Genomic DNA, 15,532 nt, shown 5'->3' with positions numbered 1-15,532 from the left:
GAAAACAAGATGAGATTACTCAGCTTCATGCTTAGTTTCATAATCGCTCTGACAGTTACCGTCACACCAGCAAATGCCAGCAGCCAATTTCCTGATGTAACAGGTAATCATTGGGCAATAGAGGAAATAAACTTTTTATCTAATCAAGAGATTATTAAAGGATTTGAGGACAACACATTTAGACCAAGTCAGACAGTCACTCGCGCAGATGCCGCGATTATGATTGCTAGGACACTAGAATTAGATCCAACTGAGGCAACCACTGCCACCTTTCAAGATGTGAGCGAAGATTTTTATGCTTATGGTGCCATCAATGCAGTTGCAGCACAAGGCATTATCGAAGGCTTTGGTGGCAATTATTCGCCACGAAGCCCGTTAACTCGCGGACAAATGGCAGCGATTCTTGAGAGGGCATTTGATCTTTCTGGTACGTCAGATCATGAGTTCAGAGATATTCAGCCAAATCACCTATTTTATGCAGACATTCAAGCTTTAGTCGCTAACAAGATTACAGCTGGCTACCCTGATGGTACGTTTAAAGCTGGCAATGCGATGAAAAGAGCCGAATTCTCTGCTTTTTTAGCAAGAGCATTAGATGAGAGATTTCGAGAATCTGTTCAAATCAAGCCTGTCACCCCTGAACTTGAGGAGATCACTCAATTTGAACAACAAGTTCTCGATTTAACAAACGCCGAAAGAGAAAAACGCGGATTGAGTTCGCTCCAATTAGATGAAGAAACGCAAAAAGTCGCTCGCTCGAAATCCGAAGACATGCGCGACCAACACTATTTCGCTCACACATCTCCAACATATGGTTCGCCGTTCGAGATGATGAGCGAGTTCGGGATCACCTATCGTACTGCTGGTGAAAATATCGCAGCTGGTCAAACATCTGCAAGTGAGGTCGTAGAAGACTGGATGAATAGCGAAGGACACAGAAAAAATATCCTTAATCCCGACTATACGCATTTAGGTGTAGGCTACGCAAAGGGCGGCAGCATGCAGCATTACTGGACACAAATGTTTATTGGGCGATAATTATTAGAAATAGTCACCTGACTTGGTTGGGCAGGGGGCTATTTTTTTTGAGTGAGATTCTGGCTGCTGACTAACTAGCTATCAAACTCATATCGAAAAATGTCATAATATGTTGTTAGACCGATAAATCCTCACATTAGACCGAATAATACCTGAGTTAGACCGATAAAACACCACATTCGACCGATAAATACCTCCATTAGACCGAAATAACTAATCCAACAACACCACATGACTGTATCTACCTAAAATAACGAGAAAAAAGCTGTTGAAAACCCTTTTTCAACAGCCTCCCTTGACTCCTTATCATGTTTTTTACCAAAACAGCACCCTAAGCCGTTCGTTTCTTCTCTTGCTCATTCACTTTCACCTGCTGATTCTCAATATACTTGGCAATGAACGTACCAATTAACACAGCCCAGACTGGTGCACTAATATTAAAAACAGTCGTTCCAGATACTGCAATGATAAATGTAAAAGCCACACTCAACTTCATTGCCGGATTTGAAAAGCTAACCTGCAAGCTATTGCCGAACACTCCAAGCAGTGCAAATCCGAGAAGCATTGCCACAAACGCCTCTGGCAAGCCTTGAATAAACGGCACAACCTTCCATGAAAAAATACCAAAGAACAGAATAATGACCCCTGATACAACAGCACCCATATACCTTTTTTCCCTTGGACCTGACACTTCATCTGAACAAATCGCCGTCATCATGCCTGCAATATTAGCTGATTGCCCTCCAAAGAAGCTTGCCATAACCGAAAAGATCCCACTACTAGAAATGATTCGATTGATTGGAGGACGATAATGATTTTGTTCCAATGCCCCAATCCCAACAGCCGCGTCATTACTTAAAATGAGCAGCACCAAAGGAATGGAAACGGAAACAAAGCTAATTAAATTAAATTCGGGCATTTGCATCTGCGGAAGAACAAAAGACGTTGCCAGCCCACTAGAATTCAGCGGCTCTATGATAAGCAAGACAACAAACCCAGTTATAATCGCCGCAACCATCGGCGGAATTCGAGTTTTCCATTTACTAAAAACAAAAAAAACAATTAGTGCTACACCACCAACCAAGATCATTTGATTAATCGACACAATAAAATTAACCATATATTTCATGATCATGCCTGCTAGCATCGCGGCAATAATTTCTCTCGGAACATAATGAATTAATTTTGAAAAAGCCCCTAAATAACCAACAAGAAAGATCAACAATCCTGACACAATATAGGCACCGATTAGCTGATGAAACGTAAATTGAGTGGTGACTGTCGCTAAAAATGCAACCCCAGTAATCGAATGGCACGCAACAATCGGCATTCTGTAATAGAGAGGCAAAAGAATACTTAAAATCCCCCCAAACACATGAACAGCAAACACCCACATAATCGTCTGCGTCATCGTGAAATCACCATTCGCTGCCGCAGCTAAAATAAGAACTGGTGCGCCCACCATTGCAAGTAATCCTGAAACAAATCCTGCTGCTATATTTTTTGAATTCAAATCTCGAATAGGATTGGTATTTCCCCTCCTACCTAGAAGCGCTCCTAACTTAGCCATTTCGATTCCCCTCTTTAGTTGTAAAATTTTAGCTGATCTCATTATACAGCTTTTCGAAAATTTCGGAAGGGGAAATATTGATCTCCTAAAAACTCACGGCAAAAAAAGAGCTTAACAGTTTAAATGATAGGCTCTTTTTTCTACTTTATGATGTCTTCATCTTTAGACACCCCCCTCCGTTTCAATATAATTTTCAACGGGAATAATATATAATAGTAAAATCCTTTTTTAAAAAGTTGAATATCCTATATCAAGGGGGAAGTGTATGAAAAGCGCAGGACTCGCAGCCGTTCTTTCATTTTTCATTACTGGCTTAGGTCAGATTTACAACGGTCAATTCTTAAAAGGAATCATGTTTATCATTGCTTATGCTATTTCGTGGTTACTTATTTATGTACTTATCGGCTTTATCACGACGCCAATTATCTGGCTATGGGGCATGATTGATGCCTACCGTTCAGCCGAACGCATCAATCGGCGACATGCCAGGTACTGAAGCAATCGATCACAAAACAGCCCTTCTCTGAGCTTCCATTCTCATAGAAGGGTTTATTAATTTGCGATGGACTCCATTTGAATATTTTGACCAAGCAGCAACAACGCTTGGATAAACGTATGGGTTGTTACCTCAAGAATCAGCTCATGCTCAAATTCAAAATCAAATGCATCCTCGCGCCAGTAACCATTCTCAACCAATTCGAGCTGAAGCTGTTCATATTCACGCCAAAACGTTTCAGACCATTCTGTTTGCGCTTCAAAAAACGCCTGCTGATAGGCATCGACCAATTCCTGATGGCTTTGTTCACCAGTAAGAACGACCTCAACATATTCCTGTTCAGCCTCTAGCATAAGCTGAGAGATCGTTGCCTCGTATGCTGTATTAGCCTCCTGAAAACTTGTCGCAAACTCCGCTTTTATCTCTCCCATTGGTCTCTCTGATTGATTTGGCTCATCTACTGCTTGCGGCAGATATTCCTCTTTAGCATTTCTTTCATTCTCAAGCTCAATATTCACTTGTTTCGCTGTTTCATTGATTTGATTTTGCCAATGCCATTGCCCAATTCCGATGACAGCAATAACTAAAATGATACTAATGACAACTGCTCTTTTCATGTATATGGCTCCTACATTAAGTCAAAAATTCATTCATCCCCCTTTATCATAACACAAGACAAAACCCAATTCTTTCTTATATGATGCTGTCACACACTCCTTGCTCCAACCGTGAAACAACAGCCTCTCCGTCCCACACTCGCAATGATTCTGCCTTTCGACTCACCAACTCAGGTTCTTCTAGCAACATGAGAAAATTCCTCGACGGCAGCGGACCTAAATGATGTTTTGTACAAAAGTGCCGAAAACGGGCTTTTCTCTCTTTTGAAGCCACATTTTTAGATAAGTTATCTCCCATATTCGAAAAAGCATAGAGCACACTCGCTACTGGCACACGCCTCACCAACCCCACTTCACTGACCCGCAAGAAAAAATCCCAATCCCAGTAGTTATACACTTCAGCATCAAAATAGCCGATTTTTTGATGAATGTCCTTTCGATACAAACTACCAGATGATAAATAAGTCGAAAAGGTTCTCATTCCTGCTAGATCATTATCGTACGCAAATAAAAGTCGCTGAGTAGGAATGCGACTTTTATCCTCGGTTACATAATCAAAAATCTCTGCATCTGTATAAACGAGATCCACATCTTCAAGCTCACCCACCATGCGCTCAAGATGACAAGGTGTAATCATATCGTCGTCATCAAGCAGCATAATGTATTCTCCCTTAGCCACTTGGACCCCTCTATTTCGTGCCTTTACTGGATGATTTTCTTCAAATGGAAGAATCGTTATACCCAACTCAGGATACAGCTCAACGACATAATCAATATCCTCATCACCATTGTTGATGATAACGACTTCTAAGTCTTTACATGTTTGACGATGGATAGATTCTAAAGCTTCACACAAATAAATTGGACGATGATAAGTCGGAATAATAACAGAAACTAAAGGCATACACTAACCCCCAATATTTTACATTACACCTATAGTACTATATTCCAACTGAGAAAAATGTCACAATCTATCAGACGAAAAAAGCATCTTTTTCACTCATTTGATCGATAACACACAAAAACCCTCAGAATAAAAGACGACTCATCAGTCCATTATTCTGGGGGTATTGTCTGCTTTAGCTAGTAAAAACACCTTCATCAACCAGTACATATTATGAACACTTTGGCATTTGCTGCTCACACATATCCATCATTTCTTCAAGCAAATCTTGTCCTGCAAGCGGTGTCCAAGGAATCTCGATCCCCTTACCAGGAGCTAATGCCTTACCATGATATTCTTCCTTCTCATTAGCTGCAATATAGATATCCCAGCTCCACTTATTTTTATACTCTCTTTCACCGATATAATCAATTTCTGCTAAATAATGATTCTTCACTGTCAACCCTTTAGTATGCTCTCTTCTCATATGATCCACTCCTATCTCATTTGTATTGTTTGGTCAGCTCTTCCTGTTAGTTATTATAATAGTCTGAAAAAGGTGATTTGAAAAGCAATTTGTAAGATAATCGAACAGAGAAAAGTGAAATGCTCTTATTTGATGTTAGAAAGTGATGAGTCGATCTTTACAATTAACAAAATAATAACTAGTCCCCTAAAAAAGAGGGACTAGTTATTATTGTTAAACTAAATGGTTTCATAGATTTTTTTGTTAAATTCTTTAACAGGATCGATAAAATCGCTATATGGGTTATCATATGGATCTTTAATTCCCCAACCTCTAGCCTTATTCTCGACGTGAGCGCACCAATGCCAACCAATAAACCATGGTTCATTTAAAAGTTCATTAATGGAAGCAATGTAATCCTCAGCACGATCAGTCTGAGTTTTTAAATCACTTACTCGGTTAGGATTCATCTTTGTTTGGCACCAGTTACCGATATCAGCATTGATTACTGGCTTATCGACAATTTTCTGCCATTTCGCAAAGTCGTTGCGCATTTGCTCATATCCTTCTTTGTTGTTGCTTGTAAAGTATTGAATAGACAGCACATCTACGAAAGGCTTCATTGCTTCAAGAACTGGTTCTGGAATGCCTTTGTTTCCGTTATATCGGTCCCCTAAAATAAGGTGGTTTGGATCATATTGACGAATATGTTTTGTCATCGTCTCGTAATATTTAGTTGCTACATCAAATAGCTTTTTATTATGCTCTTCCTCGCTAAGTCCTTCAAAGCCTTTGAAAAATCTTCCGCTAGCATGAGGAATCCAACCAGGAATATCTACTAAGAAGTAACCAATCAGGTTTTTACTGTCTGCATGATCTGCACAAATGCTACGAGCAAGATAGCCGCAATACTTATCAAATTCATCCGAATAAACATCTGGATAAGCTGGCTGTCCATTCCAGTCTTCAATTTCTGAAACTCGAATTTGTAAAACATATGGCATATCAGCCACTTTATAATCAGCCGCAGCCCAACCAGTGGAATGTCCTAGATTGATAGGGTCCCCGTACCAATCAAGTGCTTTACCCCAGTCTCCACTAATATAATCTCCTGTCCAACCAATCGTATTAAATCCCCAATCTTTAAGATCCTTAGATAAACCTTTCAGCCAGTTTTCCCTAGATCCATACTTTTCTTTCCAAATATCAAAATTATGCTCATACTTCAAATTCGTTTCATCTGTGTGATTCACACCAATTGTGACGAAGGCATTTCCGTCAGGATCAACCATCCACCAACGATCATCCGCTTTTTCTACTCTAAAGAAGCCAGTTGCCTTAAACTTTCTGTTCTGATCTCCACCGTAAGAACTGATGTTTGACATTCTTTTCACTCCTTATCTTTTTAATGTAATCGATTACATTTTCGTTAAAAAAGAGATTGTTAGAACTCTATTTCCCTTTCATTTGAACAAGTTTTATCGATGACAATTAGTCATATAGTGTGTAAAGCGAAAGTGTAAGCCCTTTCACTTAATATTTTAAATGATATGATCAATTAAATCAATGTTGATACTCGTTAGACTGAATTATCTTCTAATTAGACCGAATTATCTTCTAATTAGACCGAATTAAGGCCGAGTTAGACCGAATTATCTGCTACTCGACTGAATTATGCTCTAGCTTCGGATAATAAATGTTAATAAATACTCATGTTTGACACACACGCTCTCAAATACAAAAAATCAACCACCAGCAATAACTGGTGGCTCTTCTCTCCTTCATTCAATTAATCTCACATCATGCTCTTTTTGCAAAATCATAAAATACTCCTGTTGCTTTAGCACAAGCTAACTCGAGTTCTTTTTTCTTCGCATCTATTTCTTTACAGGACTCATCCGATAAATTCAAATAGGTACTGACTTCCTTTCCTTCTTTCAAAACATCTCTTAACACCACTTCTTTTATCCATTCATTAAAGCCATATTCAATGATATCGATAATTTGCCACAAATCATATTTATACATAGGCTCCCACTCGCTTTGAGCATTTTTTTGTTCTATAGAGGGTTGCACACGATACTTATTATTCACTTGGAAAAATGGGATATCTAATGCTTTGTCCTCCCATACTGTTATATGATAAAAGTCTTCTCTTTGACTATCTTTGTATTCTATGGCCAAGCTCTCTTTCTCCAATTCAACTGTCATCCCGTCTAAATTCCCGTTTTGTTTGTTATTCGCATACACTTGTAAAACTCGAATAATAGGATCATCTACGAAGCATCCAAAATGACGAAACCACACCGTTGCCCTAGATTGATCTTCTAAATAGACAATGACACCACTATCCATTGGCTTTAATTCAATCAATCCATTTTTTATTGAGTTCGTAACTACGACTCTATCTCCCACTTGCATACTTCTATTTTTTGATTTGACTGCCCATTGTTGTGTTGGCATCATTATTCCTACCTCTCATGCTCATATACAAACACTTTTAAACTAGACCTTTTATACTGTATACAGTCAAAAAATAAAACTTTTTTAGTTTATCAAGTTTTATTCATAAAAAGGTTTAACTTCATATTTTTTACAAAAATAAGTGTTTTGCGAAAAAACTAGCTTTGTTCATTTATTAGTGGTAGCCAAAGATTCACATCCTAATAATTGAGATATCATTCTAAAAAACGGAATCACAGTATCTTATTATAAGAGATCATTTTTGAAATTTCAAACTCTTTCAAATAAATTTTTTTAAAAATAATGTTATAAAATCTCACATTCCTGAAACCTTACGTTGAGCTAGTTCAGGTGATAATTCCTCCCATTCCACTAAAACACTTAACACTCGCTCCCAAACGCACAAAAAAGCCACCAGTAACAACGACTGGCGACTCTCTCATTCCTTATGCAGAAAATTCATCAATACATGTTTTCACAGTAATTTCAAGCGCCTTCACCATAAGGTCAAGCGGCATCGTAGGCATAGTCGGTTTTTCCACTGCCATTTCCACTGATGCTGGAAAATGAACAAACCCTGCTTTTATGTCTAAATCATTTTTCTTAATGTGATTTAACACTCCGTAAAGTGTGTTATTACAAATATAGGTCCCTGCTGTATTCGAAATGAAGGAAGGAATATTCTCTTTTACTAGATTGTTGACAATTTGCCTATTTGGAAGGGTTGAAAATAATCCGTCCTCCCCTGCTGGGTCGATAAGTTCATCCATTGGTTTCTTCCCTCTGTTGTCTGCGATCGGTTCTTCGGCCATTGTATCTTTTACATTGATTCCAATTCTTTCTGGAGTAATAGCCGTTCTTCCACCGTAAAGGCCACAAGAAATAACAACATCAGGTTTCACCTCATCAATATAATTCGTCATTTTTTCTAAACACTCGTCGTAATGAACTGGAAGCAACACAGTCTTTATCTCTGCTCCATCAAACTGAATGCCTGATACTCTCTCAACAATGGCTTGCGTTGGGTTTACCTTCATCTCACCAAAAGGTTCAAAACCTGAAATTAATATTTTCATTAGTAGCACCTCATTTTCTCGTTTTTAAAATAACTAATGGTAGAACAACAACCATCCCAAAACAACCGATGATGGCATACATAAGCAATAAGTAGATAATACTACCAGGAATTTCCCACACAATAGTAGGAAATAAGGTTGCTACTAAATAAAATAGACAATAAATCACGACTGCCAAAATGGTTCCTTTGACTACTTTAGGCACTGTACTTCCCTCCCTGCTGTAAATCTGTGTGTGCATCTTTTGAAATGTAGGAAACGACGATAATAACAGCTGTTGAGATGACAAGCGAAGCAAGGTTTGCCAAAGGGCCTAAATTAAGCACGAGCATCGTTCCACCTATCCCGATGCTAAGTACCATAGACCAAAACGCACCACTCGAGCTTGTCCCCTTCCAAACAAGACCTAAGTATAAAGGTAAAATCAAAGCGATATTAACAGCACTATTAATGACAAGCAGTCCTAAAATACTTGTAAAACCTAATGCACCAGCAATACTAATAACTCCCAAAACAATTTGTAACGCAAAGCCAATATATAAATTTTGTTTCTTTGTTAAAGGCTTCTTCACAATTTTTTTAATGATGTCAAACTGGACGATCGATGCGATGTTATTTACCGTTGCATCACCAGATGAGAAGACGAGTGCCAATCCACCTAATAAAAATAAAATAGCAGCCCAGTTAGGGAACAATTCCATGACAAAACGAGTTGAAGCAGAAGCTGGAGCAATATCAGGCATGAGCATAAATGCAGCCATTCCCATGATCCCAGCCCCTACAGCAAATGGAGCCCAAATTGGACCAAACCACCAGATTGCTTTTGATGCTGACTTACTATCTTTTGCCGAAAAGATTCTCTGCCAAATAACTGGAGAAGCAATGGTTAATGCAGTTAAGACAAGAAAGAAGTCGACCATTTGAAGTGGTCCCCAAGCAAAGAAATTCAAATTTTCAGAAGGAATCCCATCAACAAATTGTGTAAAGCCCACATTTTGTATCGTTAAAATTAATGCAACAATAACAGAAAGCCCAGCAAGCACAAGTTGATATACATGAGTCCAAACAACCGCTTCAAATCCACCTAACGCAGTATATAAAACAAGAACGGCTCCACCTATAATTGTAGCAGTACTAATATCAATATTTAATAATGAGGACAACACAATTCCAACTGCCATGACGACGGAGATCAAATACAAAATGTTCGATACTAACACGATAATTAATGAAGCAAGTCGTGATTTTTCATCGTAACGCTTTCCCACATATTCAACGATCGTGACGCCATTCGGCATGGCTTCTCGTATTTTTGCGACAATATTAACTGGCCAAACAAAGAAAAGAATTGGTAAAGCGACCCCTAATGCGTACCAAATCGGTCCAGATATCCCATTACGAAACCCACTTTCTGCTGCTGCCAGCAACGTATAGTTACTTGCCCATGAAGCTACTAGAGTGGCTAAAAGAGGCCACGTTCCAAATGAACGATCACCAATGTATTGACTTTCCAGAGAGACATCTGTTCGTTTATTGCTTTTAATGAAATTGAACAGGCCCCATCCAATTAAGATCACAAAATAAATTCCAACAACAATTGCCACATCCACTCTCAAAAGCCATTCCTCCTAAGTTAAAAACTATTTATCTAAAGCCCATTTGGGACGAAATCGAATTGGCACACTCTTTTGCTTGACGAACAAATTGCTCAATATTTTCTTGATTAAATCTTTGGATCGGACCTGCGATACTTAACCCAGCAATAACAGTCCCAGAATGACCCCTTATTGGCACAGCCACTGCTGCAGAATCCGTTTCAAGCTCACCGTAGCTAACCGTAAATCCACTTAATCGGCACTCCTCAATTGCTTTGTATAATTCTTCTTTGTCTTGAATCGTGCCATTTCCAATTTTTTTAAGATCAAGATTGGAAAAATACTCTTCAATCTCCTGATCAGACAGATTGGAAAGCAAAACCCTCGGGCACGCCCCCGCATATAACGGAGCACTCCTCCCTACCTTTGTGTAAACTCTAACAGGGTGCGAGGTATCAACTTTTTCAATATAAATGGCTTCATCTTTCTCTCTTATCACTAGATTTACTGCCTCATTCACACTATTTCTTAGCTCTTCCATATATGGAAGAGCTACCTTCCTAATTTCCAAATGACTAGAAACGAGATTTCCTAATTCTAATAAAGTTAGCCCTAATTCAAATCGAGGCTTAGCAGCGTCACTATCACGCTTTAAAAAGCCTTGATGCTCTAGCGTCAACACAATTCTATGTAAGGTACTTTTAGGTAACTGGGACAGCTCCTCTAATTCCTTTAAAGAAAGCTGAGGTTTCATTTTGAAATACTGTAAGATTTCTAAGCTTTTTAAAACAGTCTTATTTAAATAATTCATTTCCAAAGCTCCCTTTTCGCTTATTCAAAAGAACTAATCCCTATATTTGAGACAATATTCTGAAAAACGGGATTTATAGTAGCTTTATTATAAGAGAGTTATTTATAAAGTTCAAACTATTTTAAATAAAGCCACTATAAAATATTGTCAGAAAATCTTACAACTCTGTTACTTCGGTTGATTCTTATACCAATTCTACGCATGAGTGACAATTGTGTTGAGATCAGAAAATGTCGGATCCCAGCCTAACTCTTTACGTGCCTTTTCTGAAGAAGCAATACGAAAACTGAATGCTTACGTGCAGCTGGACATAACTGATCGACTTCATGCCTTGGAACCGTAATGTAAACAGAGGTGTGGTGACGGGCTACTAATCAACTTATAAAGCGTTAGACCGAATTATGCTCGAGTTAGACCGAATAAGACTGAGTTAGACCGAATTATTCCCTAATTAGACCGAATAAACAGCCTATTGGACCAGATTATGTTGGTGTTTGGCTAATAACGTGTCTCTTTCCGCTAATAAACCACCTCACTCAGCCAAAAAACACGCAATTCTCGCTCCAAAACCAAAAAACAAGCCACCAGCTACAATAACTGGTGGCCAATTCCTACTTACTCTTCTTCATCTTGTGATTGTGACGAGGTATTTCTCTCACTTTCATGTCCATTAATCCATTCAATAAATTAGTAATAATATCTGACATAGAAAGTAGAAGAATGAAAGAAGCAATGTCAATCAAAGAATCAACTTGTCGAAGATCATCTAATATTAAGTTAGACCGAATTAAGTCTGAGTTAGACCGAATAAAGCGTGGATTAGACCGAATTATCTCCAAGTTAGACCGAAATAAGCCTGAATTAGACCGAATTACCACCTAATTAGACCGAATAATGCTAGCGTTCGGATAAAAAACGGCCTAATTCCGCTAATAAACCGCTCACTCAGGAGGTATTCACCCTACTCTGTCAATTTTCCGATTAATCCGCCATATTAAATACTCCGTTTGCAGCTGTGACCATAAAAAACCAGTTACCATTAAAGCTATATATAACGTGCGATTTCGTTTATTTTCACTTTTTTTCATCCATGTAATTGTAAATAATGCAGCAATAGCATGGGTTACGATTGTCGATAAGAGGTTCAACATGACATCACCTATTCCGTATTTTTTTGTAGTGTGTACATGTAAACGGTCATTTTATTCCTATTTTTGTTTTCACCAGTTATCTCTCAAGAAGTGCATATTTCACGGGAAAGGAAAGAAAATAAGAAAAATAAGTCAAAGAGGTCTTCGTATGCACATCGCACTCATTTTGTTTCTTATTTATTTAAATATTAAATCGCAAACGTGGAAGGAAATACGAAAGCATGCGTGGGGGATTGTATACGTTGTTTTTATCAATTCTCTCTACTACTATCTTTTTAAGGAGAAAAAACTCTGGGATCTAAAAGATAAACGCATGAAACGAAACACATTAAGAGCGCTGCATTTATTCATCATCATGCCATTATTAATTTTGGTCTTTTTATCAAATATGCCACAATCACTATTTAAAAAAGCATTTCATTTAATGAAGTGGATTTTCATCTCTCTCACTTTTGAATTCGTTGGTTTGAAAAAGGCCCACGCCATTTCCTTTTATCATGGCTGGAATCTCAAGTGGTCCTCGATCATTTATGTCTTAATGTATACATTTAGCTATTTAGTCACAAGAATGCCTATTTTCACATCGGTCTTGTCTCTTGGATTTATTGTTTTTTTGCTTATTACATTTAAGATTCCTATACGAAAGGAATTATTATATGGACCATTCGTACGTCGACCAACTAAATAAAAGCATCTTAACATTCACATAGGAGGAATGGACACGAGGAGGGGTTTAATGCAATTAACTCTTAAACAATTAAAAGCTTTCAACAACATGCCAAAGAGAACAGAAGGCTTTGAAGAACTTTCTCAATTACACCAAAAGAAAGTTCTAGCCTTTGTTCTCTGCAACCAATCATTTCTTAATTAAGGAATGGAAAAAGAGTTATCCCTTTAGATTCACCCAAGAATCTCCTTCACTTTTTCCGCTATTGCCACACCTAGCTTCTGATGTCCGTCTGCGTCTAAATGAATTTGATCTAAAGGAGTTGCTTGTGCGAACTCGGCAGCATCCATAAATTCGCAGCCGTATTTTTCTGCCACACGTTTAAACTGTTTGGCAAATTCCTTTGAAGTAGTCAGGCTCTTTTCAAAGTTAAACATGTCAGCGAATTCAGCCTCTTTAATTCCTTCTCCTACTTGAATAGGAGAAATGAGTAAAATTTTTGGTGTACCACCATTGTAGCCAGAACCGCTTTTTAATACGATATCAGCTAGTACCCCAGCACCTTCAGCAATATCATAAGCAGAATAGCCAAATATACTCTTAAGATCGTTCGTCCCTAACATAATAATGACAAGATCAAGCGGGCGATGCGTTTCTAAGCACGGGGCGAGATAGTCTCTTCCATTTCTTTTTTCCATGAACGGATCATCCCACAATGTTGTTCTTCCATTAAGACCTTCTTCGATAATATAATAGTCATCCCCTACTATCTTCTTCAGCACACCTGTCCATCTTACATCTGCCGCAAATCGATCCGTTGTTTCCGCGTTATAGCCCCATGTATTGGAATCTCCATAACAAAGTACATTTTTCATCGTCAAATTCCTCCCCACTTTATTCCTAAAATCGTTTATTGTTTAGCTGCTTCTTGCAGTTCAACTGGAGGTTCTGTTTGATAAACCGTTTCCCAAGCTTCCAGAACATTTTCCTGTGTAACACTCATCGCAGGAACAGCCACATATGGTGGAGCTTCTTTTCCTAATAATGAATACCCACCTAATATCGCTTCGGCCACTCCCTGATCATATGGCAATTGAGCACCTAACCCTTTCGTCATTCCACCTTGGGCAATACTAATCGCAGCATTTATCCCTAAATCAATAGTCGAAATTGCTAAATCTTCTCTACCTGCTGTTCGTGCTGCAGACATGACCCCATCTCCAAGTAGGTCCCATACAGAAAACATTCCATCTAAATCAGGATGTCTTGTCAAAAGAGCTGAAGCTACTGCATCTGCCTCATTTGGATCTGCAACTCCCGCACTCGCCACAATCTCGATATCTGGATACTGTTCTTTGATCGTCTTTTCAAATGCTTCCTTTCTTTGATTCGTTACAAAGAAGTCGATATCAAGAAATAAGACCCCAATTTTCCCTTTTTCCCCTAGTGACTTAGCTAAAAGATGTGCCGCTTCGACACCATTACCATAGTTATCAGCAGACACCACACTAACATAATCTTCTCCAGCGACAAAATCTTGTGGAGGATTGTCCATAAAGACTAATTTCACTCCCGCATCAAGTGCTTGCTTATAGGACGGAGCCATTGAGACAGGATCAACTGGAAAACTAACAAGGATATCTGGATTTCTAGCTAGGATCGTTTCAATGTCCGCTACCTGCTTTTCAGGTCTAAATTGCGCATCCGTTACAGAGATCACTTCTATACCCATCTTTTCAAACGTTTCCGTGATCCCCTTCACCTGAGCATTAGACCAGTCATTCCCTGCATAATGGAGAGAAATGGCCGCTGTGAAATTTCCTTCTTTAATCTTTGCTACTTCTTCTGCTGTCAGTTGTAACGTCTTAGCTGAAATGGCACTTTCCCCGTAAGGCCCAGTACTAATCACTTCATTATCTGGAATGTCTTGATTGATCGTAATAGCCTCAGAGTTATTTGTTTTTGGTTCAGAGGAAGCCTGTGACGCTTCTTCAGTGCCACATGCCGATAAGACGAGAATTAAAATAAAAACGAATAATCCAGCATACATTTTTTTCATGTCATTTCCCCCTAGGATCGTAACCTGTTATGTAATTCTTTTTGTTAATGTGTTTTTCTTAATCTCACCGCAATGTCAAAAACCCTCCAAATTTGAAAACCCTTATTTTATTGGAAAGCTCCCTCCTTCATTCGTTCGTAATCTATCAAACAATTTGATACTCCATAAATGTAAACGTTTACATTTTGACGATGTGAAATGAACCTGAGATTTGGAATGACAGAATCTACATTTACGATGTATCAATGAAAACAATCATTTTGATACTCGAATTCCCCCAGCCATCTCATAATAAATGATATCACCTTGTAATCGTTTACATTAAATAAGGAAAGTTCTATTTATTGTTTATATAGTTACTATTGATTATAGTCAAAATTCCAAAAAGTTCAAATGTTTTTCACGATAATATTATTTGAGGAGTAACAGATGTATTTTAAAGTAAACAATGGACCTTTGATCGTTTTAGGCAAACGATCAAAGGTTTGTATGTAATGGCTTAGTATAATGAATCAATCTAAATCTCCAATCCACCGTCACCTCTCAAATCACAATTTAACTAAATAACTGATGCACTTCCAATCTAGTATAGATCCCAAAATTCCCTATTAGACTATTCTTCTACTCATTAACCACTTGT

The 15,532-nt window shown here is 38.3% G+C and carries 18 protein-coding genes; 5 read left to right on the top strand and 13 right to left on the bottom strand.

Annotated features, from left to right (window positions below; translation table 11 throughout):
• Positions 1-9 precede the first annotated feature (9 nt).
• On the top strand, positions 10-1,038 hold the full coding sequence (locus IQ10_RS18675; RefSeq protein ID WP_144448736.1) for an S-layer homology domain-containing protein: 1,029 nt from the start codon (positions 10-12) through the stop codon (positions 1,036-1,038).
• Positions 1,039-1,369: 331 nt separating this feature from the next.
• Here the strand turns inward: IQ10_RS18675 and IQ10_RS01645 are convergent, their stop codons facing one another.
• The gene (locus IQ10_RS01645; RefSeq protein ID WP_144448735.1) at positions 1,370-2,608 is read right to left on the bottom strand and encodes a benzoate/H(+) symporter BenE family transporter; all 1,239 of its coding nucleotides are present in this window, start codon (positions 2,606-2,608) and stop codon (positions 1,370-1,372) included.
• Positions 2,609-2,873: 265 nt separating this feature from the next.
• On the opposite strand from IQ10_RS01645, the gene IQ10_RS01640 reads away from it, so the two are divergent.
• The gene (locus IQ10_RS01640) at positions 2,874-3,104 is read left to right on the top strand and encodes a DUF5683 domain-containing protein (RefSeq protein ID WP_144448734.1); all 231 of its coding nucleotides are present in this window, start codon (positions 2,874-2,876) and stop codon (positions 3,102-3,104) included.
• Positions 3,105-3,160: 56 nt separating this feature from the next.
• Here IQ10_RS01640 and IQ10_RS01635 read toward each other — a convergent pair whose 3' ends face one another.
• From IQ10_RS01635 to IQ10_RS01595, 9 genes are all read right to left on the bottom strand, one after another.
• A complete protein-coding gene (locus IQ10_RS01635) occupies positions 3,161-3,721 on the bottom strand; it encodes a hypothetical protein (protein ID WP_144448733.1) in 561 nt (186 codons plus the stop codon).
• A gap of 76 nt (positions 3,722-3,797) precedes the next feature.
• Entirely contained in the window at positions 3,798-4,625 is an 828-nt protein-coding gene (locus tag IQ10_RS01630) for a glycosyltransferase family 2 protein (protein ID WP_144448732.1), read from the bottom strand.
• A 211-nt stretch (positions 4,626-4,836) separates the two neighbouring features.
• Positions 4,837-5,091 (bottom strand): hypothetical protein, encoded by a 255-nt coding sequence (locus IQ10_RS01625; protein ID WP_144448731.1) that lies wholly within the window; start codon positions 5,089-5,091, stop codon positions 4,837-4,839.
• A gap of 218 nt (positions 5,092-5,309) precedes the next feature.
• The gene (locus tag IQ10_RS01620) at positions 5,310-6,455 is read right to left on the bottom strand and encodes an agarase (protein WP_144448730.1); all 1,146 of its coding nucleotides are present in this window, start codon (positions 6,453-6,455) and stop codon (positions 5,310-5,312) included.
• 415 nt (positions 6,456-6,870) lie between these two features.
• Positions 6,871-7,536, bottom strand: a complete 666-nt coding sequence (locus IQ10_RS01615; protein WP_144448729.1) for a hypothetical protein — start codon at positions 7,534-7,536, stop codon at positions 6,871-6,873.
• A 443-nt stretch (positions 7,537-7,979) separates the two neighbouring features.
• Positions 7,980-8,609, bottom strand: coding sequence for a pyroglutamyl-peptidase I (pcp, locus tag IQ10_RS01610; protein WP_144448728.1), 630 nt, complete (start codon positions 8,607-8,609; stop codon positions 7,980-7,982).
• Between the two features lie 10 nt (positions 8,610-8,619).
• The gene (locus IQ10_RS01605) at positions 8,620-8,814 is read right to left on the bottom strand and encodes a hypothetical protein (RefSeq protein WP_144448727.1); all 195 of its coding nucleotides are present in this window, start codon (positions 8,812-8,814) and stop codon (positions 8,620-8,622) included.
• Positions 8,807-10,219 carry a sodium:solute symporter family protein gene (locus tag IQ10_RS01600; protein ID WP_242009680.1) on the bottom strand — a complete coding sequence of 471 codons (1,413 nt, stop codon included), beginning with the start codon at positions 10,217-10,219 and terminating at the stop codon, positions 8,807-8,809. Before IQ10_RS01600 ends, IQ10_RS01605 begins: the two co-directional genes overlap by 8 nt.
• A 34-nt stretch (positions 10,220-10,253) precedes the next feature.
• Positions 10,254-11,015, bottom strand: coding sequence for an IclR family transcriptional regulator (locus tag IQ10_RS01595; RefSeq protein WP_144448725.1), 762 nt, complete (start codon positions 11,013-11,015; stop codon positions 10,254-10,256).
• Between the two features lie 720 nt (positions 11,016-11,735).
• Between IQ10_RS01595 and IQ10_RS17905 the strand changes: the two genes are divergently transcribed.
• A complete protein-coding gene (locus tag IQ10_RS17905) occupies positions 11,736-11,897 on the top strand; it encodes a hypothetical protein (RefSeq protein ID WP_158639959.1) in 162 nt (53 codons plus the stop codon).
• Between the two features lie 74 nt (positions 11,898-11,971).
• Here the strand turns inward: IQ10_RS17905 and IQ10_RS01585 are convergent, their stop codons facing one another.
• Positions 11,972-12,163, bottom strand: a complete 192-nt coding sequence (locus IQ10_RS01585; RefSeq protein ID WP_144448724.1) for a hypothetical protein — start codon at positions 12,161-12,163, stop codon at positions 11,972-11,974.
• Between the two features lie 151 nt (positions 12,164-12,314).
• Here IQ10_RS01585 and IQ10_RS01580 point away from each other — a divergent pair, with 151 nt between their 5' ends.
• Together IQ10_RS01580 and IQ10_RS18505 are read left to right on the top strand one after the other, a co-directional pair.
• Complete coding sequence (locus IQ10_RS01580; RefSeq protein WP_144448723.1) at positions 12,315-12,854, top strand: CBO0543 family protein; 540 nt, start codon at positions 12,315-12,317, stop codon at positions 12,852-12,854.
• Between the two features lie 48 nt (positions 12,855-12,902).
• The gene (locus IQ10_RS18505; RefSeq protein WP_277877923.1) at positions 12,903-13,037 is read left to right on the top strand and encodes a hypothetical protein; all 135 of its coding nucleotides are present in this window, start codon (positions 12,903-12,905) and stop codon (positions 13,035-13,037) included.
• 29 nt (positions 13,038-13,066) lie between these two features.
• On the opposite strand, the gene IQ10_RS01575 is transcribed toward IQ10_RS18505, so the two are convergent.
• Together IQ10_RS01575 and IQ10_RS01570 are read right to left on the bottom strand one after the other, a co-directional pair.
• Complete coding sequence (locus tag IQ10_RS01575) at positions 13,067-13,708, bottom strand: SGNH/GDSL hydrolase family protein (RefSeq protein ID WP_144448722.1); 642 nt, start codon at positions 13,706-13,708, stop codon at positions 13,067-13,069.
• Between the two features lie 35 nt (positions 13,709-13,743).
• The gene (locus tag IQ10_RS01570) at positions 13,744-14,892 is read right to left on the bottom strand and encodes a substrate-binding domain-containing protein (RefSeq protein ID WP_144448721.1); all 1,149 of its coding nucleotides are present in this window, start codon (positions 14,890-14,892) and stop codon (positions 13,744-13,746) included.
• Between the last annotated feature and the right edge of the window lie 640 nt (positions 14,893-15,532).

The organism is Halalkalibacter nanhaiisediminis, from assembly GCF_007830185.1.
GTDB lineage: Bacteria > Bacillota > Bacilli > Bacillales > Bacillaceae_D > Halalkalibacter > Halalkalibacter nanhaiisediminis.
The sequence above is the reverse complement of the archived record's forward strand: the minus strand, read 5'-3'. Positions and strand labels throughout refer to the sequence as shown.

Bases quoted from the DNA above. Each gene is read 5' to 3' on its own strand.
- IQ10_RS01640 (WP_144448734.1), top strand. From the start codon at position 2,874: ATGAAAAGCGCAGGACTCGCAGCCGTTCTTTCATTTTTCATTACTGGC.
- IQ10_RS01635 (WP_144448733.1), bottom strand. From the start codon at position 3,721: ATGAAAAGAGCAGTTGTCATTAGTATCATTTTAGTTATTGCTGTCATC.
- IQ10_RS01615 (WP_144448729.1), bottom strand. From the start codon at position 7,536: ATGATGCCAACACAACAATGGGCAGTCAAATCAAAAAATAGAAGTATG.
- IQ10_RS01620 (WP_144448730.1), bottom strand. From the start codon at position 6,455: ATGTCAAACATCAGTTCTTACGGTGGAGATCAGAACAGAAAGTTTAAG.
- IQ10_RS18505 (WP_277877923.1), top strand. From the start codon at position 12,903: ATGCAATTAACTCTTAAACAATTAAAAGCTTTCAACAACATGCCAAAG.
- IQ10_RS01595 (WP_144448725.1), bottom strand. From the start codon at position 11,015: ATGAATTATTTAAATAAGACTGTTTTAAAAAGCTTAGAAATCTTACAG.
- IQ10_RS01630 (WP_144448732.1), bottom strand. From the start codon at position 4,625: ATGCCTTTAGTTTCTGTTATTATTCCGACTTATCATCGTCCAATTTAT.
- IQ10_RS01625 (WP_144448731.1), bottom strand. From the start codon at position 5,091: ATGAGAAGAGAGCATACTAAAGGGTTGACAGTGAAGAATCATTATTTA.
- IQ10_RS01580 (WP_144448723.1), top strand. From the start codon at position 12,315: ATGCACATCGCACTCATTTTGTTTCTTATTTATTTAAATATTAAATCG.
- IQ10_RS18675 (WP_144448736.1), top strand. From the start codon at position 10: ATGAGATTACTCAGCTTCATGCTTAGTTTCATAATCGCTCTGACAGTT.
- IQ10_RS01645 (WP_144448735.1), bottom strand. From the start codon at position 2,608: ATGGCTAAGTTAGGAGCGCTTCTAGGTAGGAGGGGAAATACCAATCCT.
- IQ10_RS01575 (WP_144448722.1), bottom strand. From the start codon at position 13,708: ATGAAAAATGTACTTTGTTATGGAGATTCCAATACATGGGGCTATAAC.
- pcp (WP_144448728.1), bottom strand. From the start codon at position 8,609: ATGAAAATATTAATTTCAGGTTTTGAACCTTTTGGTGAGATGAAGGTA.
- IQ10_RS17905 (WP_158639959.1), top strand. From the start codon at position 11,736: ATGAAAGAAGCAATGTCAATCAAAGAATCAACTTGTCGAAGATCATCT.
- IQ10_RS01570 (WP_144448721.1), bottom strand. From the start codon at position 14,892: ATGAAAAAAATGTATGCTGGATTATTCGTTTTTATTTTAATTCTCGTC.